This is a genomic window from Microbacterium sp. 2FI, from assembly GCF_005502885.1.
GTDB lineage: Bacteria > Actinomycetota > Actinomycetes > Actinomycetales > Microbacteriaceae > Microbacterium.
Window position 1 is genome coordinate 32,829 of sequence record NZ_SCMR01000025.1, and the last position, 25,676, is coordinate 58,504.

Here is a 25,676-nt window from a genome sequence, read left to right on the forward strand (position 1 = left end):
TGAGTGGATGATCGAACAGGACGTGCTCGACACCGGCCTCGGTGACGCCGACGACGACGACTTCGACCTCTCGGAAGTCTTCGACTCGCAGCTTCCCGACCACCGGTACCTCGACCGGGAGCTCAGCTGGCTCGCGTTCAACCAGCGCGTGCTGGAGCTGGCCGAGGACCCGAACCTGCCGTTGCTCGAGCGGTCGAACTTCCTCGCGATCTTCGCGAGCAACCTCGACGAGTTCTTCATGGTGCGCGTCGCGGGGCTCAAGCGTCGCATCGTCACGGGGCTCGCGGTGCCGACGAACGTCGGCCGCTCCCCCGCGGACGTGCTCGCCGACATCTCCGCCGAGGCGCATCGCCTGCAGCTGCGGCATGCGGCCACCTGGACCGGGACCGTCAAGCCCGGCCTCGCCGCGGCCGGCATCGACGTCGTGTCGTACGACGAACTCGACGAGGGCGACCGCTCGTCGCTGTACGACTACTTCCAGGCCCAGGTGTTCCCCGTGCTCATGCCGCTCGCGGTCGACCCGGCACACCCCTTCCCCTACATCTCCGGGCTCTCGCTGAACCTCGCGATCCGCATCCGCAATGCCCGCACCGGCCGACAGGAGTTCGCCCGACTCAAGGTTCCGCCGATGCTCCCCCGCTTCGTCGAGGTGCCCGCCGACGGCGAGACGGCGCGCTACCTGCCCCTCGAGGACCTCATCTCCAACCACCTCGACGATCTCTTCCCCGGCATGGAGGTGCTGGACCACCACGCGTTCCGCCTCACCCGCAACGAGGACGTCGCGATCGAGGAGGACGAGACCGAGAACCTCATCCAGGCCCTCGAGGCCGAGCTGCTGCGGCGCCGGTTCGGGCCCCCGATCCGCCTCGAGATCACCGACGACATGGACGACGTGACCCTCGACCTCCTCATCAAGGAGCTCGACATCACGCAGCAGGAGGTCTATCGGCTCCCCGGTCCCCTCGACCTGCGCGGCCTCTTCGACCTGTCGCGCATCGACCGCCCCGACCTGCACTTCACACCGCACGTGCCCACGACCGCGGTCGCGTTCCAGCCGGGCGACAACAACGAGCGCCCCGACGTCTTCCGAGCCATCCGCAAGGGCGACGTGCTCGTGCATCACCCGTACGAGTCGTTCGCGACGAGCGTGCAGGCCTTCCTCGAGCAGGCGGCGAAAGATCCGCACGTGCTGGCCATCAAGCAGACGCTGTACCGCACCTCGGGCGACTCTCCGATCGTCGAGGCGCTGATCAACGCCGCCGAGTCGGGCAAGCAGGTGCTCGCACTCGTCGAGATCAAGGCCCGCTTCGACGAGGCGAACAACATCGTGTGGGCGCGCAAGCTCGAGAAGGCGGGGGTGCACGTCGTGTACGGCCTCGTCGGGCTCAAGACCCATTGCAAGCTGGCGCTCGTCATCCGCGAAGAGGGCGGCGTGCTGCGCAGCTACAGCCACATCGGCACCGGCAACTACAACCCCAAGACCAGCCGCATCTACGAAGACTTCGGCATCTTCACCGCCGACGACCAGGTCGGCCGCGACCTCACCCGGCTGTTCAACGAGCTCTCGGGATACGCGATCGAGAAGAAGTTCAAGCGCCTGCTGGTCGCTCCCCTGCACCTGCGCAAAGGGCTGCTCCGCCACATCGACAAGGAGCGCCGCCATGCGCTCGCCGGCAAGCCCGCACGCGTGCGGATCAAGGTCAACTCGATGGTCGACGAGCAGATCATCGACGCGCTGTACCGGGCGAGCCAGGCGGGCGTGAAGGTCGAGATCTGGGTGCGCGGGATCTGCTCGCTCAAGCCCGGCGTCGAGGGGATGAGCGAGAACATCACCGTTCGCAGCATCCTGGGTCGCTATCTCGAGCACTCGCGCATCTTCGCGTTCGAGAACGACGGCGACCCGCAGATGTACATCGGCAGCGCCGACATGATGCATCGCAACCTCGACCGCCGTGTCGAGGCGCTGGTGCGCATCGTCGCGCCGGCGCATCTGAAGGAGCTCAGCGCCTTCTTCGACCTCGCGATGAGCGACTCCTCGAGTTCGTGGCACCTCGGCCCCGACGGCGAGTGGACACGCCACAACACCGACGAGGACGGGAAGCTCCTCGTCGACATCCAGGACCGGACCATGACCAACGTGCAGCGCCGCCGGCGGGCACGGGCGGTGCGATGACCGAGACCGCCGTCTACGCCGCGGGCGGCGTCGTCTGGCGCATCGTCGACGACAAGCTGCGTGTGCTGCTGATCCACCGGACGCAGTACCGCGACGTCACCCTGCCCAAAGGCAAGGTCGACCCGGGCGAGATGCTCGCCGAGACGGCCGCGCGCGAGATCTTCGAAGAGACCGGCATCCGGGTCTCGCTCGGCGTGCCGGTGGGCGTCTCGCGCTATCGCCTGCCGAGCAAGCGCATCAAGATCGTCCACTACTGGGCGGCGGAGGCCACGGAGGCCGCGATCCGGGCATCGGCGTTCGTACCGAACAAGGAGATCGCCGCCATCGAGTGGGTGACGGCGAAGAAGGCACTCAAGCGCCTGAGCTACCCGGTCGACGTCGAGATCCTCGAGAACTTCCTGGCACTCGTCGAACAGGGCGTGCTGCGCACTTTCCCCATCGTCGCGCTGCGCCACGCCAAGGCCCTCGGCCGCGAGGAGTGGGAGGGCACCGACAAGGCGCGCCCGCTGGCGCCCCGCGGGAAGAAGCAGGCCTACTCGATCGTGGGACCTCTGCTGGCCTTCGGCGCCCGCAAGCTCATCTCGAGTCCCGCGACCCGATGCGTGAAGACCCTTGCGCCGCTGTCGGCGGCGCTCGGCCGCACGATCGACAAGACCGCGCTGATCGGCCAGGACGCGTGGGAGGAGGGCTCCTCCGACGCGAGGACCGTCATCGGCGAACGCGTTCGTGCTCGAAAGCCCGCGGTGCTCTGCAGCCACGGACCCGTGCTCCCCGAGATCCTGAGCGAACTCGCCCTCGCCACCGGAACGCTCAAGGGCTCGTACCTCGGCAGCGCGTCGGCCCTCGAGCCGGCTGCGTTCTCCGTCGTGCATCTGTCGGTCGACAACCCCGGTTCGGGCATCGTCGCGATCGAGACCCACCTTCCCAAGCCCTGACGCCGCGCGGGTCCAACCCCCGGCACACCCCCGCTCGTTCACCTTCCGTTCACCGTCCGAGCGCACTCTGGTAAGAGTCCACGCCTACGTTTCAGTGCGTGCCCTGCACCGGGCCGCATACCCGAAGCCCTTGTGGCCTCATTTCCCTGACACGTGAAGGATTCACACAGTGAAGATCTCCCGCATCGCCCAGGTGGGCGCTGTCGCCGCTATCGCGGCCCTCGTACTCGCAGGTTGCGCCTCCAACGAGGGCACCGGCGGCACCCCGTCCGAGGAGTCGGACGGGCCCGTCCTCGAAGGCGAAATCGCCGGCGGCGGCGCGTCGTCGCAGGAAGTGGGCGTGAACGCCTGGATCGCCGGCTTCCAGACCGCGAACACCGGTGTGACCATCACCTACGACCCGTCGGGTTCGGGCGCGGGCCGCGACTCGTTCCAGGCCGGCGCGTTCCCGTTCGCAGGCTCCGACCGCGCGTTCGACGCCGACGAGATCGCCGCCGGGCCGTTCGACGGCTGCGTCGAGGGCACCGACATCATCGAGCTGCCGACCTACATCTCGCCGATCGCCGTGATCTTCAGCGTCGAGGGCGTCGACTCGCTCAATCTCGACGCCGCGACGATCGCGGGCATGTTCGCCGGGACGATCACGAACTGGAACGACCCGGCCATCGCCGCGCTGAACGAGGGCGTCGAGCTTCCCGACCTGGCCGTCACCCCCGTGCACCGCTCGGACGACTCGGGCACCACCGAGAACTTCACGGACTACCTCTTCCAGGCCGCTCCCGACGCGTGGACCTACGAGCCCGACGGCGTCTGGCCGATCCCGAGCGGCGAGGCCGCCCAGGGCACCTCGGGCGTGGTGTCGGCTGTCGCCGGCGGAAACGGGACCATCGGCTACGCCGACGCGTCGCGCGCCGCCGAAGAGGGCCTCTCGACTGTCGCCGTCCAGGTGGGCGACGAGTTCGTGAGCTACTCTCCCGAGGCCGCAGCGGCCATCGTCGACGCATCGCCCTTCGAGGAGGGTCGCACCGCGGGTGACCTCGCGATCTCGCTCGACCGCACCTCCGAAGCCGCGGGCGTCTACCCGATCGTGCTCGTCAGCTACATGATCGCGTGCGAGGAGTACGTCGACGCGGCCGTCGCGCCGATCGTCAAGGGATTCCTGCAGTACGTCGCCAGCCCCGAGGGTCAGGACGAGGCCGCAGCCGCGGCCGGAAGCGCCCCGATCTCGGACTCGCTGCGTGACAAGGTCACCGCTGCGATCGATCTGATCGTCACGCCGTAACACCCCGCCCGGCCCGGTGGCTGATGTCACCGGGCCGGGTTCTCTCTCGCCCCCCTCCGAGAACTGGAAGCCATGACCACCACAGCTGCTCCGGCCGCGACGGTACCCAAGCCGAAACAGCGTCCCGGCGACCGCTGGTTCTCCGCCACGGCGCTCGGCGCGGGGACGATGATTCTCGTCACCCTCGCCGCGGTCGCGATCTTCCTGATCGTCCAGTCGATTCCCGGGATCAGCGCCACCAGCGAGAATGCCTCGATTCTCACCGGCACCTTCTGGGAGTACGTCGCCCCCCTCGCCTTCGGCACGGTCTGGGCCTCGATCCTCGCCCTCGTCATGGCTGTGCCGCTCGCGGTCGGTGTCGCGCTCTTCATCTCGCACTACGCCCCTCGCCGGATGGCGCAGGGGCTCGGCTACGTCGTCGATCTGCTCGCAGCCGTCCCCTCCGTCGTCTTCGGCCTGTGGGGCATCATGGTCCTCGCCCCCGCCGTCCAGCCGGTGTACGCATGGCTCAACGCCAACATGGGCTGGTTCCCGCTCTTCGGCGGCACCGTCTCGAGCACCGGCCGCACGATCTTCACCGCCGCGATGGTCCTCGCCGTCATGGTCGTGCCGATCATCACCGCCATCTGCCGTGAGATCTTCCTGCAGACCCCGGTCCTCCACGAGGAAGCCGCGCTGGCCCTCGGAGCGACCCGCTGGGAGATGGTGCGGATGGCGGTCTTCCCCTTCGCCCGCAGCGGTATCGTCTCGGCGTCGATGCTCGGCCTCGGGCGAGCCCTCGGCGAGACGATGGCCGTCGCCATGGTGCTCTCGGTGTCGAACCGGATCACCTTCCAGCTCTTCACCGCCGAGAACCCCGGAACGATCCCTGCGAACATCGCGCTGACCTTCCCCGAGTCGTACGGCGTGAACATCAACGTCCTCATCGCGACCGGTCTCATCCTCTTCATCGTCACCTTCATCGTCAACGCGATCGCTCGCTGGATCGTCAGTCGGCGCAAGGAATTCTCGGGAGCCAACTGACATGACCGTGACGACTGCTGCTCCCGCACAGGCGCCTTCGCCGCTCGATCCAGAATCGTCCCGCCTCACGAGCGGCCATCTGCCGCGCTGGGCACCGTGGATGATCCTCGGCCTCGCCGGCGTGGTCAGCGCCCTGCTCTTCGCCGTCTTCGCGGTCGCCGGCGGCGTGGCCTTCAACATCGCCGGATGGGCCATCATCACAGCCATCCTCTATCTGGTGCTGATCGTCGGCATTTCGAGCATGGTCGAAGGACGCCGGAAGGGCGTCGACCGCCTCATCACGGGCATCGTCGCGGTGGCCTTCGCCATCGCGATGGTTCCGCTCATCTCGGTCGCCTGGACCGTCCTCGTCAACGGCATCGCCGGCATCAACGCCGAGTTCTTCACCAGCTCGATGCGCAACGTCGTCGGCGAGGGAGGCGGCGCGCTCCACGCGATCGTCGGAACGCTGCTCATCACGCTCGCCGCTGCAGTCATCTCGATTCCGATCGGCATCTTCACGGCGATCTACCTCGTCGAGTACGGCGAGGGCAAGCGCATCGCCCAGGGCATCACCTTCCTCGTCGACGTCATGACGGGCATCCCGTCGATCGTCGCCGGTCTGTTCGCCTACGCGCTCTTCGCACTGTTCTTCGATCCGGGCATCCGCATGGGCATCATGGGATCCATCGCGCTCGCGGTGCTCATGATCCCGGTCGTCGTCCGCTCGAGCGAAGAGATGCTGCGCCTCGTCCCCAATGAGCTGCGCGAAGCGGCCTACGCACTCGGAGTGCCGAAGTGGCTGACGATCGCGAAGGTCGTCCTCCCGACATCCATCGCGGGAATCACGACCGGCGTCATGCTCTCGATCTCGCGCGTGATCGGCGAGACGGCTCCGCTTCTGCTGACCGCGGGCGTGGCCACCTCGATGAACTACAACCTCTTCGACGGACGCATGATGACTCTCCCCGTGTTCGCGTACACGCAGTATGCGAACTCCGGCATCCCGGTCGAGGCGTACCTGAACCGCGCCTGGGCGGCCGCGCTCGTCCTGATCGTCATCGTGATGCTGCTGAACCTCATCGCGCGCCTCGTCGCGAAGATCTTCTCCCCCAAACTCGGCCGCTGAGCCGCACCCTTCTCCGAATCGAATCAAGAGGAATCGTGTCCAAGAGCATCGAAGTCAACGATCTGAACGTCTACTACGGCGACTTCCTGGCCGTCGAGGGCGTATCGCTCGACATCGAGCCGCGCAGCGTGACCGCCTTCATCGGCCCGTCGGGATGCGGCAAGTCGACGTTCCTGCGAACCCTCAACCGCATGCACGAGGTCATCCCCCGCGCACGGGTCGAGGGCAGCGTACTGCTCGACGGCGACGACCTCTACGCGCCGAACGTCGATCCTGTGTTGGTGCGCCGTCAGGTGGGCATGGTCTTCCAGCGCCCCAACCCGTTCCCGACGATGTCGATCAAGGAGAACGTGCTGGCGGGCGTGAAGCTCAACAACAACCGCATCTCGAAGTCCGACGCCGATGCCCTGGTCGAGAAGTCGCTGCAGGGCGCCAACCTCTGGAACGAGGTCAAGGATCGCCTCGACAAGCCCGGCTCGGGTCTCTCAGGCGGCCAGCAGCAGCGTCTGTGCATCGCGCGCGCGATCGCCGTCTCCCCCGAGGTCATCCTCATGGACGAGCCCTGCTCGGCGCTCGACCCGATCTCGACGTACGCGATCGAGGAGCTGATCGGCGAGCTGAAGAACGACTACACCGTCGTCATCGTCACCCACAACATGCAGCAGGCCTCGCGCGTCAGCGACAAGACGGCGTTCTTCAACATCGCCGGCACCGGCAAGCCCGGCAAGCTCATCGAGTACGACGACACCCGCACGATCTTCACGACGCCGTCGGTGCAGGCGACCGAGGACTACGTCTCGGGCCGATTCGGCTGAGCGCCGCAGGCGCACACCCGAATCCGGTTGTCGAGTAGCGCGCCAGCGCGTATCGAGACACGGCTGAGCGCCGCAGGCGCACACCCGAATCCGCTTGTCGAGTAGCGCGCCAGCGCGTATCGAGACACGGCTGAGCGAGGTCGTTTCGCCGGGCACGACTGCGGGCTGACCGCCCGACACGCCGGCTGCGGCATCCCCTACCCGGCGTGTCGCGGTGTCCGCCCGCCTTGCGCACGCGATGCGCGCCGATGGCGCGGGTCAGTCGCGCGGGCTCAGCAGGTAACGGTTGACGGATGCCGTGAGGGCGGCATCCAGCGGAATGTCGGCGCCGTCGATCGCGACGATCGGAGCGGCGAGGCGCACGCTCGAGACGAGCCATGCGGCATCGGCCCGCGCGAGGTCGGCCACTGGAATGGTCTCGTAGGCCGTCTCGAAGCCCGAAACCTCGAGGTGCTCGAACAGGCTCAGCTGCGTCGTGCCGTGCAGGATCCCGCCCGTCGGCGCAGGCGTGACGAAGCGATCGCCGAAGCGCAGGATCAACGAAGCCGTGGGAGCCTCGAGCACGAATCCGTCGGACGTGACGAAAATGGCGTCGTCGGCGCCGCGGCGCTTCGCCTCGCGGATCGCCGCCATGTTCACCGCATACGACAGCGTCTTGGCCCCCAGCAGCAGCCACGGCGCGCGGGCGGGCACATCGAGCGCGTAACCACGGTCGAGCGTCACCACGCGGATGCCGTTCTCGCGAGCGGGCCGGAAGTCGGCAGCACTGGCCGAGGTGACCCACGCGGTCGGTGCCGGCCCGTGCTCGACGCCGCGGCTGAGGATGAGCTTGATGACGGCCTCGCCCTCGGCCGGACCGTTCGCAGCGGCCACCTCGACCGCCTGACGCCACTGCTCGATGTGTGGCGCGGGCAGGTCGCACAGCGCCGCGGAGTGCGCGAGTCGCTCGAGGTGCGGGCCGACCTCCTGCGCATGCGCGTCGACGACGCCGATCGACTCGAAGATCCCGTCGCCGCGCTGCGTGCTCAGCTCGCCGACGCTGAGCGCGGGGGCGGCCGGATCGATGACGGTGAAGGTCGACGCGAAGTCGGATCGGGGATCATCGGATGCCGCGGGGTCGATCACGAGAGCGAAACGCCAGGCCATGCCACCGAGCCTATTCCGTGGGGAATGCCGACGAGGCCTCCTCGGTTACACTGGATCGGCCGGGCCGCAGTAACCCCGGGCTCCATCTTCTGCCGCTATGAGCGGCCTCGCGCCGAGAGGCGTTCTGCGGCCCGGCTTTTTCCTTTTCAGGAGCCGTCAGCTCAGAGCGTCGCGCCGCCACAGCGCCGCACACGCCGACAGATCGGCGGCATAGTCCGACAGCCGCAGCGCACGCGTCGTGAACGTCGAGGCCCGGTCTGGTTCGGTCGCCTCGTAGTCGTCGGCCAGCCCGACCGCGCCGGCCGCCTGCACGCGGCAGAATGCCGCCGCGCGATCGAGCGCCACCGCGAAGTCGCCCTCGAACAGGCCGCGCAGGATCGTGTCTATCAGCGCGACGAGCTCGTCCGGCCCGGCCGGTGTCGGCGCACCGGCGACGACCTCGTCGGCCGAGGTCAGCTGCGCCCGCCCGCGCTCGTACAACAGCGCTGCCGTCCGGGCGTCGTCGTGGATCATGAGCTGCAGCAGGTACAGCCGCCAGAGCGCGCCGGGCAGCGACTTCGCCGGCGACCGCGACCAGAGCTCGGCGATGTCGTCGATGCCGTGCTCGTCGGTGAAGGCGACGAGCCGGTCGACGACCGTGCCGTCGCGGTCCTCGCGCACACGGGCGAGGAGGGCGTGCGCGGTCGAATGCGCGACGCGCGACACCTCTGCCGGGTCCTCCGCGGCGAAGCGCCGATCGAAGAGCTCGGCGGGCCGGCGTACGGGCTTGTGGAACTCCCGGGACTCGTCACTCATCCGATCCAGGGTACCGGCGGCGACGAGCTCAGCGGCCGTCTCGCGGGCCGGCACCATCCACGGGAGGCACACGCACTCACACCTGATTGATGCGGATGTGGTTGCCCGACGGGTCGCGGAACGCGCAGTCGCGCGGTCCCCAGTCCTGCTCGATGGGCTCCTGCAGCACCTCGGCGCCGAATGCACGCAGGCGCTCGAAGGTCGCGTCGATGTCGGTGGTCGAGAAGACATAGGGCCCGGGTCCCGAGCCCTTCACGACGAGCCGCTGGAGCGCCTCGGCGTCTTCGGGTGAGCGGCCGGCGGCCGGGTCGGAGATGACGGCTGCGAGCCCGGGCTGACCCGGGAAGCCGAAGCTCACCCAGCGAGTGCCGTCGTAGGACACATCGTTGACGATCTCGAGTCCGAGGCCGTCGCGATAGAACGGCACGGCGGCCTCGACATCGTCGACCGTGATGGGGCAGTACGCGAGAGAGATGGTGGACATGACTGCCACGCTAGGCCAGTCGCGCGAAGAGCGCTTCTCGGATCCTGCTCGACTGCTCGTTTGCCTCAGGCGTAGCGAGCCGGCCGAGTGAGGATCTTCGCGACGCACAGCGGCATCGCCTCGGCGGCGTCGTGCGGCCGAGCCCGATAGGCGCTCGGGGTCTCGCCCACGATGTCGCTGAACGACGAGCTGAACGAGCCGAGCGAGGTCGCACCCACGGCGGTGCAGGCATCGGTCACCGACGCGCCTGCCCGCAGCAGCGCCATGGCCCGCTCGATGCGCCGTGTCATGAGGTAGCCGTACGGCGTCTCGCCGTAGGCGACCTTGAACTCGCGCGAGAAGTGCGCGGGCGACATGAGCGCGCGCGCCGCCATCGTCGGCACGTCGAGCGGCAGCGCGTAGTCGCGATCCATCAGGTCGCGCGCTCGCCGCAGATGCGCGAGCGTCTGCGCGCTCTGCCGGGACTGCGGAGTCGATGCCACGCCGAACACGCTACCCCGGCCGCCGCACCGCGAGCCGGCTCACGCCGTCGGGATCACCACGATCGGCTCGGTCGAGGGCTGACCGGTGGGCGACCCGCCCTCGGGTTCGACCGACACCGCGACAGCGCCGCCGGCCACGACGGTGCCGTCGAGAAGTGCCGTCGAGGATCCGTCGGGCGCCGCGAACGTGCCGGCCGAGACCGCGCCGTCCTCGCCCACGAACCACATCTCGAACGCCTCGTCGGTCGCGATCTCGGGCAGGTCGTCGGAGACGAGAACGACCTTGCCGACGGACTCGGACCAGTGCACGGTCGCATCGCCGCCGGTGGCGAGTTCGGCGGTCGCGGTCTGCGCGTCGGGCGCGGCCTCGATCTCGGCGAGCGCCGCGACGGCGGGAGGCTGGTTGACGATCTCGTTGATCGAGACGGCGCCGTACCCGAGCACGACGAGGAGGACGAGGGATGCCGCGAGGGCCAGGAGTCCGCGCGTCCAGTTGCGCCGCGACACGGCCTGGATCGTCGAGGTGGTCGGCGCCGGGTCGACGTAGGGCGGATCCTCGGCCGCGGTCTGCGCGTCGCGGGTCGGCACCGCCGGCGTCTCGGACGCTGCCGCCGCGGCATCCGCTCCCTGTGGTGTGGAGGCGATCCGGGCGAGAAGCGTCGAACGTGCGGTGAGCGGCGGGGCGACGTCGGCGACGCCGTCGGCCAGGAGCGCGGCGGTCTCAGCGTCTGCCTGCACGTGGTGCTCCCACTCGGGGTGGTCGCTGCGAGCGCGGGTGAAGGCGGCGAGGTCGTCGGGCGTCAGCGCGTTCAGCGCGAAGCCGGCTGCCAGTTCGGCGAATTCCTGTTCGTTCACGTCGTCACCCCCATCTCCACTCGCAGTCGAGAGAGTCCGTCTCTCATCCTGGTCTTGATCGTCCCCAGCGGCGCTCCCACCAGAGCCGCGATCTCGCTCTGAGAGTAACCGCCGTAATACGCCAGGGTCAGCGCTTCCTTCTGCACGTCGGGCAGGGTCGACAGCGCCTGTGCGACTTTCTCCCCTTCGATGCGCAGCTCCACCTGCTCTGCGACGCCGTCGTGTGCGACGTCGAGATCCCGGAACCCCGCTCGCACATCGCGGTCGGTGCTCGCCTGCGAAGCACGCACGCGATCCACCGCCCGTCGGTGTGCGATCGTGAGTATCCACGATCTCCCCTGACCTCTGTTCGGAGCGAACCGATCGGCGGATTGCCACACCTCGAGGAAGACCTCCTGCAGCACCTCCTCGCTCTGCGAGCGGTCGACGAGGACGCGCAGGATCAGGCCGAAGACCCGCGGCGAGAGCATGTCGTAGAGGCGCGCGAAGGCGCCCTGGTCGCCGCCGGCGACACGGCGGAGCAGGTCGCCGGCATGGTCGACGGGTTCGGTGCCGTCCTCCGGCACGTCCACCCCGTCGATGACCATGTCCACCAGCATGCCCTACTCCTCTCCCTCCGCCCGCCGACCCCGCCCGCGCGTCAGCCGAACGTGAACGAATACACCTCGACGCCGGGCGAAACCTCGACCTCGAGCACGCCCCGCTCGCCGTCGCCGCCCTCGACCACGGCATACGAGCGCGGAGTCCCGTCGACGGCGATCGTCTCGGTCGAGCCGTCGTCGCGCGTCACTTCCACCTCTCCTGCGCCCGCGAGCACCATGCGCACCTCGGTGGCGCGATAGTCGAGACGGATGCTGCCGCCCTCGTCGCCGGCGGGCGTCGCGTACTGGGTCTCGAGGCGCCAGTCGCCGTCCAGCGCGAACGAGTCCGCGGGCTGGTCGCTCGGGAACCGGTAGGTGCCCTCACCTGCCCGATACTGCTCGTCGCCGCCGAAGTTGACGTCTTTCGCCGAGCCCAGGAACGTCTCGCGCGTTCGGGTGCCCGACTCGGGCGTCTCGTCGTCGACGGCGGTCTCGCCCGGCAGCGCGATCCCCGGCTTCGCGTCCTGAAGCAGCTCGCGGATGAGCTTCTCCGTCGCGGCGTAGTTGCCCTCGCCGAACGCGATGTGGCGCACGGTCCCCTCGGCATCGATCAGATAGTGGGCGGGCCAGTAGCGGTTGCGGTAGTTGGTCCACGTCGACAGCGTGTTGTCGAGTGCGACGGGGTACTCGATGCCGAAGTCGCGCGCACCGGCGGCGACGTTGTCGGCATCCTTCTCGAAGGCGTACTCGGGTGAGTGGATGCCGATCACCTGCAGTCCGCTGTCGCGGTAGGTCTCGTCCCACGCGACGACGTGCGGGATGGAGCGCTGGCAGTTGATGCACGAGTACGCCCAGAAGTCGATGAGCACGACCTGGCCCCGCAGGTCGTCGAGGGCGAGCCCCGCGGCATCGGGGGTGTTCAGCCACTGCTCGATGCCGCGGATGCTCGGTGCAGTGCCGCACGACTCCAGTTCGGGAGCGCCGTTGGTGCACTGGTCGAGGTCTTTGTTCTCGTCGGTGACGAGTCCGCCGAGGTCGAGGGCGCGACGCGCCTCGTCGCTGTCGGTGAGGTCGCGCTGGAGCTGCGCGGTGTAGTCGGGCACGAGGCGCTGCAGCGCCTGGGGCACGTTGAAGACGAGTCCGACGGCGAGGGCGAGCATCGCGACGCCGGCGGCGATGCGGATGCCGCGCTCGTGCGTGCGGAAGGCGCGGATGCGTTCGACCAGCCCACGGCCGGCGAGCGCGAAGCCCAGCAGCGGAATCGCGACGCCGATCGAGAACGACGCCGTCAGCAGCACGGTGTCCCAGCCGATGCGGCCGGTCGACCCCGCGACGATGATCGCCGCCAGGACCGGGCCCGCGCACGGCACGAACACCGTGCCGAGGGCGAGTCCCACCCCGAACCCGCTCCCCCGGTTCGCGACCTCGCGGTTCGACGCGAGGCGCTGGAACGGCTTCTCGAGGATCTGCTCGAAGCGCGGAACCAGCAGCCCCACGCCGATGAGCACAAGAACTCCGATGCCCGCCCACCGCAGCACATCTTGCGGCAGGTTGAGCGCGCCCAGCAGGAGCGAGCCGAGCAGGGTGACCAGCGTGAAGCTCGTCACGAGGCCCGCGATGACCAGGTACGGCCGCGACCGCGGTGCCGGCACCGGGCCGTCGGCCCCTTCACCTCCCTCGCCCTCGAATCGGGCGGACTGCGCGCCGCCCGTGAGAAAGATGACCGGGAGCACCGGCAGGATGCACGGCGAGATCCCCGTGATGAGTCCGCCGAGCAGACCGATGATGACGAGCGACATTCTTTCCCCCTGTGAGTCGGAGGTTGTTCGCGTCGGGGGCCGCTTCGGATTGCTCCGATCAGCATCCAATCCGATTCCGCAGGGGCCTCCGAAGAGTCCGTGTCGCCGCTCCTGCGGCACACGCCCCGCTCGTCGGGGACCTGCAGATCACGGTCCGTCAGGACCTCACAGAGGAGGAAGTCATGTCTCGCATCACCCGCAAGCGCGTCTCGGCCGGTCTGGCCCTCGCGTTCGCCGCGACGTTCGCGCTGTCGGCATGTTCGATGGGCGGCGGGGCCACCGCCGAGCCGTCGGAGGAGCCCACGACCGCCCCCATGGAAGAGACCGAAGAGCCCATGGAGTTGGACCCGGCCGCCAACCTCGTCGGCCCCGGCTGCGCCGGATACGCCGAGGCCGTTCCCGACGGCGCCGGCTCGATCGAGGGCATGTCTGCCGACCCGGTCGCGGTCGCAGCATCCAACAACCCGCTGCTGGCGACGCTCGTCTCCGCGGTGAGCGGCCAGCTCAACCCCGAGGTCGACCTCGTCGACACGCTCAACGGCAGCGAGTTCACCGTGTTCGCACCGGTCGACGAGGCCTTCGCGGCCATCGACCCGGCGACCATCGAGGCGCTGAAGACCGACACCGAGACGCTGTCGGCGATCCTCACGTACCACGTGGTCCCCGGCCAGATCGAGCCGGCCGACATCGCCGGCACCCACACCACGGTGCAGGGTGCAGATCTCGAGGTCACCGGATCGGGTGACATGTGGATGGTCAACGACGCGAACGTCATCTGCGGTGGAGTGCAGACGGCGAACGCCACCGTCTACCTCATCGACGCGGTCCTGATGCCCCCCACTCAGTGACCTTCGACGTCCGGCTCCTGGGGGTAGAAGCCGGACATGGGGCGGCGCGGCCGCCGGTGCCTTGCGAGGAGGCACCGGCGGCCGCGCTGGTGCGCGCGGCGGCCGCGCGGTGAAGGTCGCACGCCGAAGTAGGCTTGACGGTGCGGGCCTCTAGCTCAGTCGGTAGAGCATCGGACTTTTAATCCGCGGGTCGTGGGTTCGAGCCCCACGGGGCCCACACGCGTGGAAGCGCCGCCCCCTCGGGGGCGGCGCTTCCGAGGTTGCGGAGCCGAGTGCTACAGCTCGATCGCGTAGTGGACGAAACCCGTGTCGTCGGCCACACGGTCGTAGAGCACGCGCGCGGTCGCGTTGTGCGACTGCGTGAGCCAGTAGACCTGCGCGCACCCGTGTGCCCGTGCCCAGTCGGCCACCGTGGCGATGAGCGCGCGGCCCGCGCCCGTGCCCCGCACGTCAGGGGTGACGAAGAGGTCTTCGAGGTAGCAGTACGGACCGTCGGCCGACGTGCTCGGGTGGGTCAGCCAGTGCACGAATCCGATCGCACGGCCCTCGGCATCCCGAGCCAACGCCGCGTGAACGGGAAAGGCCGGGTCGACCAGCCGGCCGAAAGTCAAGGCCGTCTGATCATCGCTGAGCACGGTCTCGTAGAACTCGAGGTAGGCCAGCCACAGCGGCAGCCAGTCGTCGTGGTCTGACAAGGCGAGGGAACGGATCTCCATCACCCGAGGCTAGTGGCGTCAGTGGTCGCGTCAACCTGCCGCGATGCTGCGCATCATGACCATTTCGCGCCCGTTCGCGCTCTCGACTTCGTCGCCCGTCGGGCGGAAGCCGAGCCGCGAGTATGCGGCCTGCGCACGCGCGTTGTCGACGTGCACGTCAAGCGCGAGCTCTCGACAACCCTGGGAAGCAGCCCACGCGCCGGCCGCGGCGAACAACGCGTCGATGACACCACCACCGCGGTGGGCGGGACTGACGTAGACCGCGACGACCAGCGCGCGATCTGCCACGACGGGGCGACCGAAGTAGTCGAGCGCGTCGGCCTCGGGGATGAGGACCGTCGCGGTTCCGACCCACGACCGCGCCGTCTCCGCGATGAACTGCGCGACCGAATCGGACAGCGCCGCGCCGATGGCCCGCTCGGTCCAGAACGCCGCCGGGCGCGCCCGAGCCTCGTCGGCGGTCTCGAGGAACGCGATGCCGGCGGCCGGGTCGGCGAGGGCCTCGAGGCGCAGCGCGCGCAGCCGTTCGCTCTCGGTCGCGAAGACGCGGCGGACCTCGATCTCAGGCACCCGAGGTCGCCAGCTCGGCGCCCGCGTGGGCGAGCTCGGCCAGGGCCGCCTCGCTCGTTTCGGCGGCCACACCGGCGACGAGGTCGGTGAGGATGCGCACGTGCCGGCCGTGCTCGATCGCGTCGAGGGCCGATGCGCGCACGCAGTAGTCGGTGGCGATCCCCACGACGTCCACGTCGACCACGCCGTGCTCGTCGAGCAGATGCCCGACGGTGACGCCGTCATCGGTGGTCCCCTCGAACAGCGAGTAGGCGGGCCGGCCTTGCCCCTTCTTGACATGGTGCGTCACGGCACCGACGTCGAGACCCGGGTCGTAGTCGGCCCCGTCGGTGCCGCCCACGCAGTGCGCGGGCCACGTGTCGACATAGTCGGGCTCGGGGTGGAAGTGCCCGCCGTTGTCGCCCGTGGAGTCGTGCCAGTCGCGCGAGGCCACGATGACGGCGTACTCCCCGGCATGGGCGGTGAGGAATGCCGAGATGCCCGTGGCGACGGCGTCACCCCCGTCCACGCCGAGGGCTCCGCCCTCGGTGAAATCGTTCTGGACGTCGACGATGAACAGCGCCTTGCTCATGACTCGAGAGTACGCCGGTACTCCTCCCGGGTCAGCGCGTGTCCGTCGTCGGCAACGAGTTCGGGGTCGGTGGCCGCGGGGATCGCGGCGACCTCGGGCGGTGCATCCGGCCCCTCAACGGCCACTCGCGTCTCGGGTCCCCGCCGCCACAGCTTCGACGGCCACCAGATCGCCGGACCGATGTCGTACGACAATGCGGGCACGAGGAGCGAGCGCACGATGAAGGTGTCCAGCAGCACGCCGAAGGCCACGATGAACGCGATCTGGGCGAGGAAGAGGATCGGGATGACGCCGAGGGCTGCGAAGGTCGCCGCGAGCACGAGGCCGGCCGAAGTGATCACCCCGCCGGTGGCGATGAGCCCTCGGAGGATGCCGGGTCTCGTGCCGTGCACGAGCGATTCCTCGCGCACTCGCGACATCAGGAAGATGTTGTAGTCGACGCCGAGCGCCACGAGGAACACGAACCCGTACAGCGGCACCGCGGGGTCTGCGCCCGGGAACCCGAACACCGTGTCGAAGACGATCGCGCTCACCCCGAGCGCCGTCGCGAACGACAGGATCACGGTGGCGATGAGGATGAGGGGCGCGAGGATCGAGCGCAGCAGCATCATCAGGATCACGAAGATGACGAACAGGATCACCGGGATGATGATGCTGCGGTCGCGGATCGACGTGTCGTTCGAGTCGATGTCGGTCGCCGTCTCGCCGCCGACGAGGGCGGTGCCGGCACCGAGCGCCTCATCGAGGTCGACGCGCAGCTCGCGCACGGTGTCTTCAGCGGCGACCGAGTCGGCGGCATCGATCAGTGTTCCGATGACGAGCACATCGCCGTCCGACACGGTCGGCTCGGGCGCGGGGGTGCCCGGCGGGCCGACGACGGTGAACACGGGTTCGCCGTCTTCGATCGTCACGGCCGCCTGGCCGGTGGGCGAATCCTCGGACGCCGCGGCCACCGAATCGATTCCGTCGCTCGCCTCGAGCACCTCGACCGTCTCGGCGAGATCCGCCTCGGGGACGATGACGTACACCGGGCTGCCGGAGCCTGCCGGGAAGTGCTCGGCGAGAACGTCCTGACCGTCGCGTGCCTCGGATTCGCCGAGGACGAGATCGCTCGAGGGCACACCGTCGGCCTTGAGCTGCGTCAGCCCCACGGCGCCGACGAGGAGGACCACGGTGCAGACGATCCACACGACGCGGGCGTGCCGCGCGACGAAGCGCGCCTGGCGCGGCCACAGTCCCTTCACGGGCTGCGTCAGATCGTCGGGGAGCGCGATGCTGGACTGCTTCGGGAAGAACGGCCAGAAGGCCGTGCGCCCGAAGAGGGCCAGCAACGCCGGGAGGAAGGTGAGGGCCGACAGCATCGAGAAGACGATGCCGATCGAGGCGATGGGCCCGAGGGCGCGGTTCGTCGCGAGGTCGGAGAGCAGCAGGCACAGGAGGCCCGCGATCACCGTGCCGCCGGACGCGAGTATCGGCTCGAACGAGCCCTTCCACGCGCGGACCGTGGCGTCCCACCGGCGTTCGCCGTCGCCGATGGCCTCTCGGTATCTCGCCACGTACAAGAGCGCATAGTCGGTGGCGGCGCCGATCACGAGGATGAACAGGATTCCCTGCACCTGCCCGTTGAGCACGACGATGCCGGCGTAGGCGAGCCACCACACCGTCAAGAGCGCAACGCACAGCGCGAAGACCGAAGTCAGCAGCACGAGCACCGGCAGCAGCGGCGATCGGTAGACGATCACGAGAATGACGAAGACCGCGATGAGTGCGACGGCGAGGAGCAGGCCGTCGATGCCGAGGAAGCCCTCGACGAGGTCGGCGGTGAAGCCCGCAGGCCCCGTCACCCAGGCTTCCATGCCTTCCGGCAGTTCTTCGCCGAGAAGCGCACGGATCTCGGCGACGATCTCGCCGACGTCTGCGGTCGCGTCGATCGGCACGAAGATCTGCACCGCTTCGCCGTCATCGGAGAGCAGCGGCGGCGAGACGCCCTCGAGAACGCCGTCGACGGCGGCGATCTCGTCGGCGACCACCTGGATGTCGGCGACATCGGCCTCGGACAGTTCGCCCTCACCCGTGACCACGACGACGGCGGGGATGCTGTCGTCGCCCAGGAAGTCGGGGAGGCGCTCGTTGACCTGCGTCGCGTCTGCACTCTCGGGCAGGAAGGACGAGCGATCGTTCGTCGACACCTCGTCGACCTTGCCGAAGTAGGGTCCGCCGATCGAGCCGCCGACGAGCCACAGCACGACGAGGAAGATCGGGATTCCGATGCGCAGCCAGCGGGTGGGCTGACGGCGGGCGAGGGGCGCAGTCTCCATATCGCTAGCTTAGCTAGCGAAATCGGGTTCGCGCGACACTGTCGTCGATCGAGTCTCTCTAGGCTGAGTGCGATGTACTCCGCCGCACTCGCTCTCGTCGGCGCGCTGATCTACGGCGCGGCCGATTTCTTCGGCGGTCTCGCCGCCAAACGACTCCGCTCGATCGTGGTGACGTGCGCGGCCGCGGTCTCGGGCCTCGTCGCGCTCGTGCTCACGCTGCCGCTCTTGGGCGGAGTGTGGACGGCGTCAGACGTCTGGTGGGGCGTCGTGGCCGGAGGCTTCGGAATCGTCGCGGTCGCCCTGCTCTACGCGTGCCTCGCCATCGGGCCGATGAGCATCCTGTCGCCGCTCACCGCCGTGGTCTCGGCGATCGCACCGATGCTGTGGGGACTCTTCGTCGACGGCGAGACGCTGTCGTGGATCGGCTATGCGGGCCTCGGCGTCGCGCTCGTCGCGGTCGTGCTCGTCGGGTTCATCCCCGGCGAGAAGGTCGTGCGTCCTTCTGCCCGGGGCCTGGCGATGGCCGTCGGCGCAGGGCTCGCGATCGGCGGATTCCTCATCGTGATCGATCAGACCAGCACCGCCAGCGGAACCATCCCGCTCGTCATGAGCCGCGCGACGAGCGCCGTGGCGACCGCGCTCATCGTGGGCGTGCTCGTGGCCGTCGCAGTGCGGCGCGGCCGCCCGGCCCTCTCGGTCATCGACGTCGCGGGCGCCCCCCTCGGAGCCACCCCCACCGGCCACGCCGACCTCGAGCATGCGGCGCACCCCGTAGGGACGGCCCCGACGCTCGGTCGGGCGTGGGCATTGGCGATCGCCTGCGGCGTGGTGGATGCCGCCGCCAACGTGCTGCTGCTGCTGGCGCTGCGCGAAGGCGCCCTGTCGATCGTGTCGGCACTCACGGCCCTTTACCCCGCCGGCACGATCCTGCTCGCCGCGATCGTGCTGAGAGAGCGCGTTGCGGGCGTGCAGTGGATCGGTCTCGCGCTCGCGCTGACCGCGGGCGGGATGCTGGCACTCGCCTGATCAGCCTCGGACGAACAGCAGCACGCCCGACAGCACGACGGCGAGGACACCCAGCACGATGAGCCCGAGTGCGAGGAACGAGACGGCCCGCACCGCGGGCGAGCCCTGCGTCAGGCGCATGCGCCCGACCGCGCCGCGACGCATGAAGATGTCGGCCATGTCCTTGCCGGCGAGCGCGCGTTCCTGCTCGTGCGTGAGATGTGCCTCGTTGACAGCGCCCTGTTCGTCGAACCAGCGGACGAGACGGCCGTGCTCGGCATCTTCGAGGACGCCGCGGACGGGAATCCACGTGCCGTCGAACAGGTAGACGACGAGCGCGATTCCGGCCAGCAATGCGCCGAGTCCGAATCCCACCCACGCGAAGATCTCGAGGAGGGCATCGATCGCGGAGTCCACCACTGCCTCCTGGCCACCTGCGGATACGCCGAAGGGGCCGCCATCGCGACCCCTCCGCTGGGAGCCACCTAAGGGAATCGAACCCTTGACCTATTCTCTACGAACAAGTTCGCCCAGCCAGTTCTGGTGGGGTGGCCACATCGGGACTTTCATCTCGATTCACCTCGGCTCATCTGGGGTTTTCTGACTCCTGATGAACGTGATGCGCTGTCGATGATACATGACGGTTCGGCTCGTCTTGAGCGGTTTCGGCTCATAAGTGTCCAACAAGTGTCCAACGTGCAAGTCGTCGTGAGGGCCGGTGTGGAGGTCGCGGGAGGCGTGCGCTCATCGTGCACTCCACAGTGCGGGGCAACCGGGCGCGAATGTCGCGACCCGTATCCAGGGCGCGAACATGAGTCTTGCTGCACGGTCGTCGACCGGCTTCGCGCGTAGTCGACCTCCGAGTATTGACCTGCTCAGTTCACGACGTCTGACGCTCGCGAATAGACCGCCTGGGCAAAGAAGAAGCCCCGACCGCTACCACACAGCCGGGGCGAGACGAATGAGAGTTCGCCTATCGCCCACGACTCTAGCGCGCGCACCTGGGAGGTCGCCTGGCACCGGGGCCTGCCGGACTCGACCGAAGGCACGCTCGCCCACCGGCATTAGGGCCGCGATCCCCCTCACTGTGTGGGGCGCCGGTTCGTCCTCAACAGCGGGACTGCAAGGCTACAAGCGCTTCCCGACCATACCGCCGCGAAGCGTACTCATTGGTGCAGCAGGCCGCGGCGCATTCGGATCTGTGTGGACGGAGCGCATGCGTGTAGCCACGCTGATGCCGAGGTGGTGGCCGGCCGTTTCCTAGGCGCTGACAGCCCAGCCGTTGAATGTCGTCCATCGATGCTGCGCCTGCCGTCACCCAGTACCTTGGACTCGTGCGTGCTGTCGTGTGCTCGCGTTATGGTCACGATCTCGAGATCCGCGACCTCGATTCGCCACGTCCCGGCGACGACGAGGTGCTCGTGCGCGTCGAGGCCACGACGGTCAATCGAACGGATCACGCGACCGCCGCCGGAATACCGCGTTTCGCGCGGGTGATCACCGGATGGACGCGACCCCGCCAGAAGATCATGGGCACGGAGTTCGCAGGGTACGTCGTTTCCGTGGGGCCGAAGGTCACCGAGTTCGCGGTCGGCGACGCCGTGTTCGGCTTCGACAGGGGCACCCAGGCCCAGTTCCTCGCGATCCCCGAGTCTGGGGCATTGGCAAAGATCCCGCGCGGCATGAGCCCCGCGGACGCCGCCCCCACGACCGAAGGCGCCCACTACGCGTTGAGCATCCTCGCGAAACTCGACGTCGGCGCCACCAGCCGCATCCTGGTCTACGGAGCGAGCGGGGCGATCGGTTCCGCGGCGGTGCAGCTTCTTCGGCACCGGGGCGCCGCCGTCACCGCGGTGTGTGACTCTCGCGGTGTGGACCTCGTTTCGTCGCTCGGTGCGAACTCGGTAGTCGACTACACCGCTACGGACTTCAGTCAGACCGACGAGCGTTTCGATGCCGTCATCGACGCCGTCGGTAAGTGTCGATTCTCATCGTGCAAGCCACTCCTCAAGCCAGGAGCGCCGTTCCTAACGACGGACTTTGGACACCGAAGCGAGAACCTCCGGTTGATCCTCTCCACTCGCTGGTTCGGCGACAACCGCGTCATGTTGCCGATCCCCACGGACGCGCGCGCCCACGTTCGAATCGTGCGCGACTTGCTCGCTTCAGGCGACCTGCGCCCGGTCGTCGACAAGACGTTTGCGATGGATGACATCAACGAGGCTTACCGCTACGTCGGTTCGGCCCAGAAGCTGGGGAACGTGGCTGTCACCGTGCCCGCCTGATGGCCCGGTCGCAACACTGATACGGGCAAGTTCTATGGTGCGGCGTGTCCCCATCGCGACTATGGGGTCGCCGCCGAAAGCTTGGTTGGGGACCGGCTCGCGAACACCCGTCCGGGGAGTTCTGATCGGCAGCCACCAGCGCTTGCGTCGGTTCCAACGCCGCCGCGTCGGCGGCAGCCAGAATCAGCACGCAGCCCGACCGGCTTTCGGGTGCTGGTAGCCGACTTCCTGTTGCGTGGGCGTTAGCTGGTCGGGTCGATGGGGAAGGCCTCTAGGGCGGCGAGTCGGTGGCTGCTTTCGCCGGTGATCTCGACGACTTTCGTGCGTTCGCCGATGATCTCGGAATCGTCGATGAGGTCGAGGAGGACGTCGTTCATCGCGTCGCGAAGCGTCAAGTATTCGTCAGCGCCGGGGGCCATCTCATCCGAGGTGGTGAGTGGCAGCACAACGAGAAGGTCGATGTGCGCCAGCGCTTCCCGGGTGATGGTTCTCGCACGCTCTAACAGTTCGCGCGAGTTCGGTATCCCGGTCGTATCATCCAGAGCGGTCAAGTAGGCGAGGAAGTCGATGGGACCACGCTCGGCGATGAGGTTCTCGGCCGCCTCATCGGGATAGAGGCGGGCCGCGGAGATCTCGAGCTGAGCGGCGAACAGTGCCGCGCTCGGACTGTCCCATGACTCATCCACAAGATCGAACGGATCCGGCAACACCGCGAACTCGGGATGGCGAAGAGCGAAGTCGGACACTAGCGTGCTCTTCCCACTCGCAGGGGTCCCCGAAATGACAATCCGCATGCCGCGACTTTAGAACGTCGCGCGAGTTCGCCAGGTCAACACTGAGCCTGCGCTCGCTGATCGACCGGCTTCCGGAGCGCTCATTTCGGTGCGATGGTGGCCGCATGGAACTCACCGAGTGGTGGCCGAAGTTGGACTCCGACACCCAGGCATGGCTCATTGCGCACAACGGCGAAGCGGTGTCTCCCGACGTGCTGAGCCAGATCGTTGCCGTCGGCGGCTCGGTGACCTCGAGCGCGTGGTGGGTCGGCGAGTCAGGTCCCGACGGCTTCATGCTCTCCGACGAAGCAGTCGACTGGATTGAGACCACAGCGAACGACGAATCCGACTGAATCGCGAACGGCGGGGCACCGGCGATCGCGTCACCTATGACGACCTGTGATGGCGCCCACTGAGATCAGGAGCCTTCCTCGTCCCGTCGTATCATCTCGGTGGACGCCGCGATCGCGACGACTCAGGTTGTGCTCGTCCTCTGCTGAGCCGGGCGGCGGTGGGTCTGTGATGGCTCATTGATCCGGTCGCTCGGTGACCCATGTTTCGGCGAGGTCGGTGAACAAACCGTCCATGTCGATGCCGTTCTGATTGCATGCGATGGCGACCGTGGTGTGCCGGTCCGCGCTGACCCCGAACGCCGTGTGGTGACCTGCTCCATCTCCGGAATGAACGAGTGTGCCATCCGGCCAAACGAAGAGACCCGGCCCGTAGGTGGATCCGTCGTCGATGGGTGCTCCGTTGCTCAGGGCATCTGCCAGCGTCTCGGCGCGCAGCAGTGACGGTTCACGCAGCTGATCGCCCCAGCGGGCCAGATCCGAGAGCGTCATCGTGACGAAGCCCGCTCCAGTCAGCACCCACGGCCATGCCTTCACCTCGGTGAAGTCGGCGGTGACATCCCCTTCATAGCCCACGGGATCAGAGGGAACCTGCGGCCCGATTCTCGCCTCGAGATCCAACGGCGCGAAGACATTCGTCTCCAGCCACGTGGCGAAGTCCGTGCCGGTGACCTCGGTGACGATGTCCGCGAGCAGCGCGTAGTTCGTGTTCGAGTAGTCGAACTCGCCCGCGGTGCCCGGATGTGCGAGAGGACTGGTCCTCACGAACTCGAGGGCGTCGGCGTTCGTCAGGGGTGGCGTTCCGAAGGCGCTCGGTGGCAGGGACAGCACATCCTTGATCCCCGAGGTGTGGTGCATGAGGTCGTTCAGTGTCAATTGCTTCGCCCATGCCGGCAGCCCGTCCAGGTAGACGGCGGGGGACGCGTCCAGAGACAGGTCACCTCGCTCAGCGAGCATGAGCACTGCCATCGCGGTGAACTGCTTTCCCACCGAGCCGATGTGAAAAGGGGTGGACGTCTGGAACTCTGCACCCGATTCGAGGTTCGCGAGCCCGCGCGCCTCAGCCCACACGACGTCACCGTCGACGGCGACGGCGGCGGAGCACCCCGGCGCGTCGTCGGGAACGCCCGCCTCGAGAATCGCCGTACTCGCCGTGCGCTTCGCTTCGTGGGGCTCGGCGGTGCAACCAGAGATAGCGACGAGCAGCGCGACGGGGATGGCGACATGCGCTAGTCGGGACAGCCACATTGCCGCCTCCGGGGTGACACGACCCTCTGTGGTGGTTCGCTACGGCAGTCGAGGGCCGTTTGGCCGGCGTGGCGAGCAGCGCGGTCTCACCCTGTCGAGTTCGGCCTGCCGACTCTGGGTACCGACGCGGTGCTGGCTTCAGAGTGCCCGACTTTCACCAGTCCCACTAGACCGTGATACGCGGCCGCCGCAAACGCGTCCACCATGTCCCGTCAGCGACGAGCGGCCACGCGGAGGCTCCCGCCGTGGGATCCCGCTCCGGCGCCCAACACCTGGCCCACCGCTCACACTTTCAATGCCATTCCCGATGGCCCCCGCCCGCTGATCGACCGGCTGTCGGGCTTTGAGTGCATGGAGCTCGGCGCCGCCGTGGGCAGCATGCCGTGGGTAGCATTCGTGAGTGCGCAAGGTCGCGATGATTGCTGTTCTCGGCACCGGACTGGTGCTGACCGGCTGTGTGCCTGATACCGGGCCGGTCGCTTTCGCGCCGGAGTCTGAGGGTGCGGGGGATGCCCTGTTCACGGGCACGCTGCGTATCACCGAGGAATGTCTCACGGTCGACGACGGCACCACCGTCGTGATCCCTGTGTTCCCCGCGTTCGAAGCCCGCTATGACGACGGCGTCCTCACGTTCGGTAGCGAATACCGGGACGGCGACGAGATCACGCTCGGCGGCGGTGAGATCGCGGCCGATGGAGGCGTCCCAGACGACTGGTACGTTCCCGCCGGATGCCCCGACCTTCCCCTCTGGAAGTCCGGACCATACCTCCGCCCCTCGTGAGACGGGGGCTCCCGGGAGGCCCCGAGAAGACTGAACGCTCGATGTCTCCGCGGTTGAGCCAGCTACTCCGAGAGAGAGTGACGACATTCTCGTGCTCGGCCGGGTTCCGGCCCGCGAGCCGCACCAGCGGGGCAGTGCGATGCTGCAGCCCCTGGCTGATCGGGTGCCATTCGAGTTCGAGGAAGAGTTCATGCGCCCGGCCGCGCGCGTTTCGCGCCACCCACTCCTGGGCTTCTCCCACGTCTGCGACATCGGTCAGGACGTATGCCTCGAGGTTGAAGGCGTATCCCGGGGCCGGCTGCTCCCAGAAGTTGACTCGGTAAACGGGAGACCCGAGCCCGTAGCTGGGTTCGGCATGGCCGGTCGGATGGACGTCCATCCGCGCAGTGTGCCAGGGGCCAGCTCTCGGGACGCAGACCGACCCGCTTCGCGCGGAGTCGACCTTCGAGTACTGACCTTCTCAGTTCACGACGGCTGATGCTCGCGAGTAGACCGCCTGGGCAAAGAAGAAGCCCCGACTGCTACCACACAGCCGGGGCGAGACGAATGAGAAGTTCGCCTATCGCCACGACTCTAGCGCGGGCACCTGGGAGGTCGCCCGGCGCCGGGGCCTGCCGGACTCGACCGAAGGCACGCTCGCCCACCGGCTTACGGCTGGTGGCGGTATTGACCCCTCACTCCGAGTGTCCCTTTGCGCCGACGGTTGTGCTGGGGCAGGGTGGGTGGGACGTGC

At 68.2% G+C, this 25,676-nt stretch carries 25 protein-coding genes and 1 tRNA gene; 12 read left to right on the forward strand and 14 right to left on the reverse strand.

Annotated elements, in window-relative coordinates:
* The first annotated feature begins 7 nt into the window (after positions 1-7).
* From FFS15_RS16305 to pstB, 6 genes are all read left to right on the forward strand, one after another.
* Entirely contained in the window at positions 8-2,173 is a 2,166-nt protein-coding gene (locus FFS15_RS16305) for an RNA degradosome polyphosphate kinase (protein ID WP_137846103.1), read from the forward strand.
* Positions 2,170-3,108: an NUDIX domain-containing protein gene (locus FFS15_RS16310; RefSeq protein ID WP_137846104.1), complete on the forward strand. Its 939-nt coding sequence runs from the start codon at positions 2,170-2,172 to the stop codon at positions 3,106-3,108. Before FFS15_RS16305 ends, FFS15_RS16310 begins: the two co-directional genes overlap by 4 nt.
* A gap of 169 nt (positions 3,109-3,277) precedes the next feature.
* A complete protein-coding gene (locus FFS15_RS16315) occupies positions 3,278-4,390 on the forward strand; it encodes a phosphate ABC transporter substrate-binding protein PstS (RefSeq protein WP_137846105.1) in 1,113 nt (370 codons plus the stop codon).
* A gap of 72 nt (positions 4,391-4,462) precedes the next feature.
* The gene (gene pstC / locus FFS15_RS16320) at positions 4,463-5,413 is read left to right on the forward strand and encodes a phosphate ABC transporter permease subunit PstC (RefSeq protein WP_137846106.1); all 951 of its coding nucleotides are present in this window, start codon (positions 4,463-4,465) and stop codon (positions 5,411-5,413) included.
* 1 nt (position 5,414) lies between these two features.
* Complete coding sequence (gene pstA, locus FFS15_RS16325) at positions 5,415-6,521, forward strand: phosphate ABC transporter permease PstA (protein ID WP_137846107.1); 1,107 nt, start codon at positions 5,415-5,417, stop codon at positions 6,519-6,521.
* 35 nt (positions 6,522-6,556) lie between these two features.
* Complete coding sequence (gene pstB / locus FFS15_RS16330) at positions 6,557-7,336, forward strand: phosphate ABC transporter ATP-binding protein PstB (protein WP_137846108.1); 780 nt, start codon at positions 6,557-6,559, stop codon at positions 7,334-7,336.
* Between the two features lie 258 nt (positions 7,337-7,594).
* Here the strand turns inward: pstB and FFS15_RS16335 are convergent, their stop codons facing one another.
* From FFS15_RS16335 to FFS15_RS16365, 7 genes are all read right to left on the reverse strand, one after another.
* Complete coding sequence (locus FFS15_RS16335; RefSeq protein ID WP_137846109.1) at positions 7,595-8,482, reverse strand: aminodeoxychorismate lyase; 888 nt, start codon at positions 8,480-8,482, stop codon at positions 7,595-7,597.
* A 156-nt stretch (positions 8,483-8,638) separates the two neighbouring features.
* Entirely contained in the window at positions 8,639-9,277 is a 639-nt protein-coding gene (locus FFS15_RS16340; RefSeq protein ID WP_137846110.1) for a DNA-directed RNA polymerase subunit beta, read from the reverse strand.
* Between the two features lie 76 nt (positions 9,278-9,353).
* A complete protein-coding gene (locus FFS15_RS16345; RefSeq protein WP_137846111.1) occupies positions 9,354-9,761 on the reverse strand; it encodes a VOC family protein in 408 nt (135 codons plus the stop codon).
* 65 nt (positions 9,762-9,826) lie between these two features.
* The gene (locus FFS15_RS16350) at positions 9,827-10,174 is read right to left on the reverse strand and encodes a helix-turn-helix transcriptional regulator (RefSeq protein WP_137846127.1); all 348 of its coding nucleotides are present in this window, start codon (positions 10,172-10,174) and stop codon (positions 9,827-9,829) included.
* 108 nt (positions 10,175-10,282) lie between these two features.
* Positions 10,283-11,098 carry an anti-sigma factor gene (locus FFS15_RS16355; RefSeq protein WP_137846112.1) on the reverse strand — a complete coding sequence of 272 codons (816 nt, stop codon included), beginning with the start codon at positions 11,096-11,098 and terminating at the stop codon, positions 10,283-10,285.
* The gene (sigK, locus tag FFS15_RS16360; protein WP_171013241.1) at positions 11,095-11,697 is read right to left on the reverse strand and encodes an ECF RNA polymerase sigma factor SigK; all 603 of its coding nucleotides are present in this window, start codon (positions 11,695-11,697) and stop codon (positions 11,095-11,097) included. The genes FFS15_RS16355 and sigK overlap by 4 nt, the downstream gene beginning before the upstream one ends.
* 41 nt (positions 11,698-11,738) lie before the next feature.
* Positions 11,739-13,478, reverse strand: a complete 1,740-nt coding sequence (locus FFS15_RS16365) for a cytochrome c biogenesis protein DipZ (RefSeq protein ID WP_137846113.1) — start codon at positions 13,476-13,478, stop codon at positions 11,739-11,741.
* Positions 13,479-13,660: 182 nt separating this feature from the next.
* On the opposite strand from FFS15_RS16365, the gene FFS15_RS16370 reads away from it, so the two are divergent.
* Together FFS15_RS16370 and FFS15_RS16375 are read left to right on the forward strand one after the other, a co-directional pair.
* The gene (locus FFS15_RS16370; RefSeq protein WP_137846114.1) at positions 13,661-14,326 is read left to right on the forward strand and encodes a fasciclin domain-containing protein; all 666 of its coding nucleotides are present in this window, start codon (positions 13,661-13,663) and stop codon (positions 14,324-14,326) included.
* Between the two features lie 144 nt (positions 14,327-14,470).
* Positions 14,471-14,543: transfer RNA gene (locus FFS15_RS16375), tRNA-Lys, on the forward strand.
* A 58-nt stretch (positions 14,544-14,601) separates the two neighbouring features.
* Here FFS15_RS16375 and FFS15_RS16380 read toward each other — a convergent pair.
* From FFS15_RS16380 to FFS15_RS16395, 4 genes are read right to left on the reverse strand one after another with little or no spacing between them, the layout of a single operon-like run.
* A complete protein-coding gene (locus FFS15_RS16380) occupies positions 14,602-15,042 on the reverse strand; it encodes a GNAT family N-acetyltransferase (RefSeq protein ID WP_137846115.1) in 441 nt (146 codons plus the stop codon).
* Positions 15,043-15,072: 30 nt separating this feature from the next.
* Entirely contained in the window at positions 15,073-15,612 is a 540-nt protein-coding gene (locus FFS15_RS16385) for a GNAT family N-acetyltransferase (RefSeq protein WP_137846116.1), read from the reverse strand.
* The gene (locus FFS15_RS16390; protein WP_137846117.1) at positions 15,605-16,183 is read right to left on the reverse strand and encodes an isochorismatase family protein; all 579 of its coding nucleotides are present in this window, start codon (positions 16,181-16,183) and stop codon (positions 15,605-15,607) included. Before FFS15_RS16390 ends, FFS15_RS16385 begins: the two co-directional genes overlap by 8 nt.
* Positions 16,180-18,501, reverse strand: coding sequence for an efflux RND transporter permease subunit (locus tag FFS15_RS16395; RefSeq protein ID WP_137846118.1), 2,322 nt, complete (start codon positions 18,499-18,501; stop codon positions 16,180-16,182). The genes FFS15_RS16390 and FFS15_RS16395 overlap by 4 nt, the downstream gene beginning before the upstream one ends.
* 72 nt (positions 18,502-18,573) lie before the next feature.
* Here FFS15_RS16395 and FFS15_RS16400 point away from each other — a divergent pair, with 72 nt between their 5' ends.
* A complete protein-coding gene (locus FFS15_RS16400; RefSeq protein WP_137846119.1) occupies positions 18,574-19,527 on the forward strand; it encodes an EamA family transporter in 954 nt (317 codons plus the stop codon).
* Here the strand turns inward: FFS15_RS16400 and FFS15_RS16405 are convergent, their stop codons facing one another.
* Positions 19,528-19,923 carry a hypothetical protein gene (locus FFS15_RS16405; RefSeq protein WP_249354139.1) on the reverse strand — a complete coding sequence of 132 codons (396 nt, stop codon included), beginning with the start codon at positions 19,921-19,923 and terminating at the stop codon, positions 19,528-19,530.
* Between the two features lie 1,004 nt (positions 19,924-20,927).
* On the opposite strand from FFS15_RS16405, the gene FFS15_RS16410 reads away from it, so the two are divergent.
* Positions 20,928-21,791: an NAD(P)-dependent alcohol dehydrogenase gene (locus tag FFS15_RS16410; RefSeq protein WP_212743180.1), complete on the forward strand. Its 864-nt coding sequence runs from the start codon at positions 20,928-20,930 to the stop codon at positions 21,789-21,791.
* A gap of 242 nt (positions 21,792-22,033) precedes the next feature.
* On the opposite strand, the gene FFS15_RS16415 is transcribed toward FFS15_RS16410, so the two are convergent.
* Positions 22,034-22,537: a hypothetical protein gene (locus FFS15_RS16415; RefSeq protein ID WP_249354143.1), complete on the reverse strand. Its 504-nt coding sequence runs from the start codon at positions 22,535-22,537 to the stop codon at positions 22,034-22,036.
* A gap of 152 nt (positions 22,538-22,689) precedes the next feature.
* On the opposite strand from FFS15_RS16415, the gene FFS15_RS16420 reads away from it, so the two are divergent.
* Positions 22,690-22,917, forward strand: a complete 228-nt coding sequence (locus FFS15_RS16420; RefSeq protein WP_137846122.1) for a hypothetical protein — start codon at positions 22,690-22,692, stop codon at positions 22,915-22,917.
* 174 nt (positions 22,918-23,091) lie between these two features.
* On the opposite strand, the gene FFS15_RS16425 is transcribed toward FFS15_RS16420, so the two are convergent.
* Positions 23,092-24,162, reverse strand: a complete 1,071-nt coding sequence (locus FFS15_RS16425) for a serine hydrolase domain-containing protein (protein WP_137846123.1) — start codon at positions 24,160-24,162, stop codon at positions 23,092-23,094.
* Between the two features lie 400 nt (positions 24,163-24,562).
* Here FFS15_RS16425 and FFS15_RS16430 point away from each other — a divergent pair, with 400 nt between their 5' ends.
* Positions 24,563-24,943: a hypothetical protein gene (locus tag FFS15_RS16430; RefSeq protein WP_137846124.1), complete on the forward strand. Its 381-nt coding sequence runs from the start codon at positions 24,563-24,565 to the stop codon at positions 24,941-24,943.
* Positions 24,944-25,676 lie beyond the last annotated feature (733 nt).

Excerpts from the sequence above, each read along its gene's own strand:
- FFS15_RS16305 (WP_137846103.1), top strand. The coding sequence starts at position 8 with ATGATCGAACAGGACGTGCTCGACACCGGCCTCGGTGACGCCGACGAC.
- FFS15_RS16310 (WP_137846104.1), top strand. The coding sequence starts at position 2,170 with ATGACCGAGACCGCCGTCTACGCCGCGGGCGGCGTCGTCTGGCGCATC.
- pstC (WP_137846106.1), top strand. The coding sequence starts at position 4,463 with ATGACCACCACAGCTGCTCCGGCCGCGACGGTACCCAAGCCGAAACAG.
- pstA (WP_137846107.1), top strand. The coding sequence starts at position 5,415 with ATGACCGTGACGACTGCTGCTCCCGCACAGGCGCCTTCGCCGCTCGAT.
- FFS15_RS16335 (WP_137846109.1), bottom strand. The coding sequence starts at position 8,482 with ATGGCCTGGCGTTTCGCTCTCGTGATCGACCCCGCGGCATCCGATGAT.
- FFS15_RS16340 (WP_137846110.1), bottom strand. The coding sequence starts at position 9,277 with ATGAGTGACGAGTCCCGGGAGTTCCACAAGCCCGTACGCCGGCCCGCC.
- FFS15_RS16345 (WP_137846111.1), bottom strand. The coding sequence starts at position 9,761 with ATGTCCACCATCTCTCTCGCGTACTGCCCCATCACGGTCGACGATGTC.
- FFS15_RS16350 (WP_137846127.1), bottom strand. The coding sequence starts at position 10,174 with ATGGATCGCGACTACGCGCTGCCGCTCGACGTGCCGACGATGGCGGCG.
- sigK (WP_171013241.1), bottom strand. The coding sequence starts at position 11,697 with ATGCTGGTGGACATGGTCATCGACGGGGTGGACGTGCCGGAGGACGGC.
- FFS15_RS16365 (WP_137846113.1), bottom strand. The coding sequence starts at position 13,478 with ATGTCGCTCGTCATCATCGGTCTGCTCGGCGGACTCATCACGGGGATC.
- FFS15_RS16370 (WP_137846114.1), top strand. The coding sequence starts at position 13,661 with ATGTCTCGCATCACCCGCAAGCGCGTCTCGGCCGGTCTGGCCCTCGCG.
- FFS15_RS16380 (WP_137846115.1), bottom strand. The coding sequence starts at position 15,042 with ATGGAGATCCGTTCCCTCGCCTTGTCAGACCACGACGACTGGCTGCCG.
- FFS15_RS16390 (WP_137846117.1), bottom strand. The coding sequence starts at position 16,183 with ATGAGCAAGGCGCTGTTCATCGTCGACGTCCAGAACGATTTCACCGAG.
- FFS15_RS16395 (WP_137846118.1), bottom strand. The coding sequence starts at position 18,501 with ATGGAGACTGCGCCCCTCGCCCGCCGTCAGCCCACCCGCTGGCTGCGC.
- FFS15_RS16400 (WP_137846119.1), top strand. The coding sequence starts at position 18,574 with ATGTACTCCGCCGCACTCGCTCTCGTCGGCGCGCTGATCTACGGCGCG.
- FFS15_RS16420 (WP_137846122.1), top strand. The coding sequence starts at position 22,690 with ATGGAACTCACCGAGTGGTGGCCGAAGTTGGACTCCGACACCCAGGCA.
- FFS15_RS16425 (WP_137846123.1), bottom strand. The coding sequence starts at position 24,162 with ATGTGGCTGTCCCGACTAGCGCATGTCGCCATCCCCGTCGCGCTGCTC.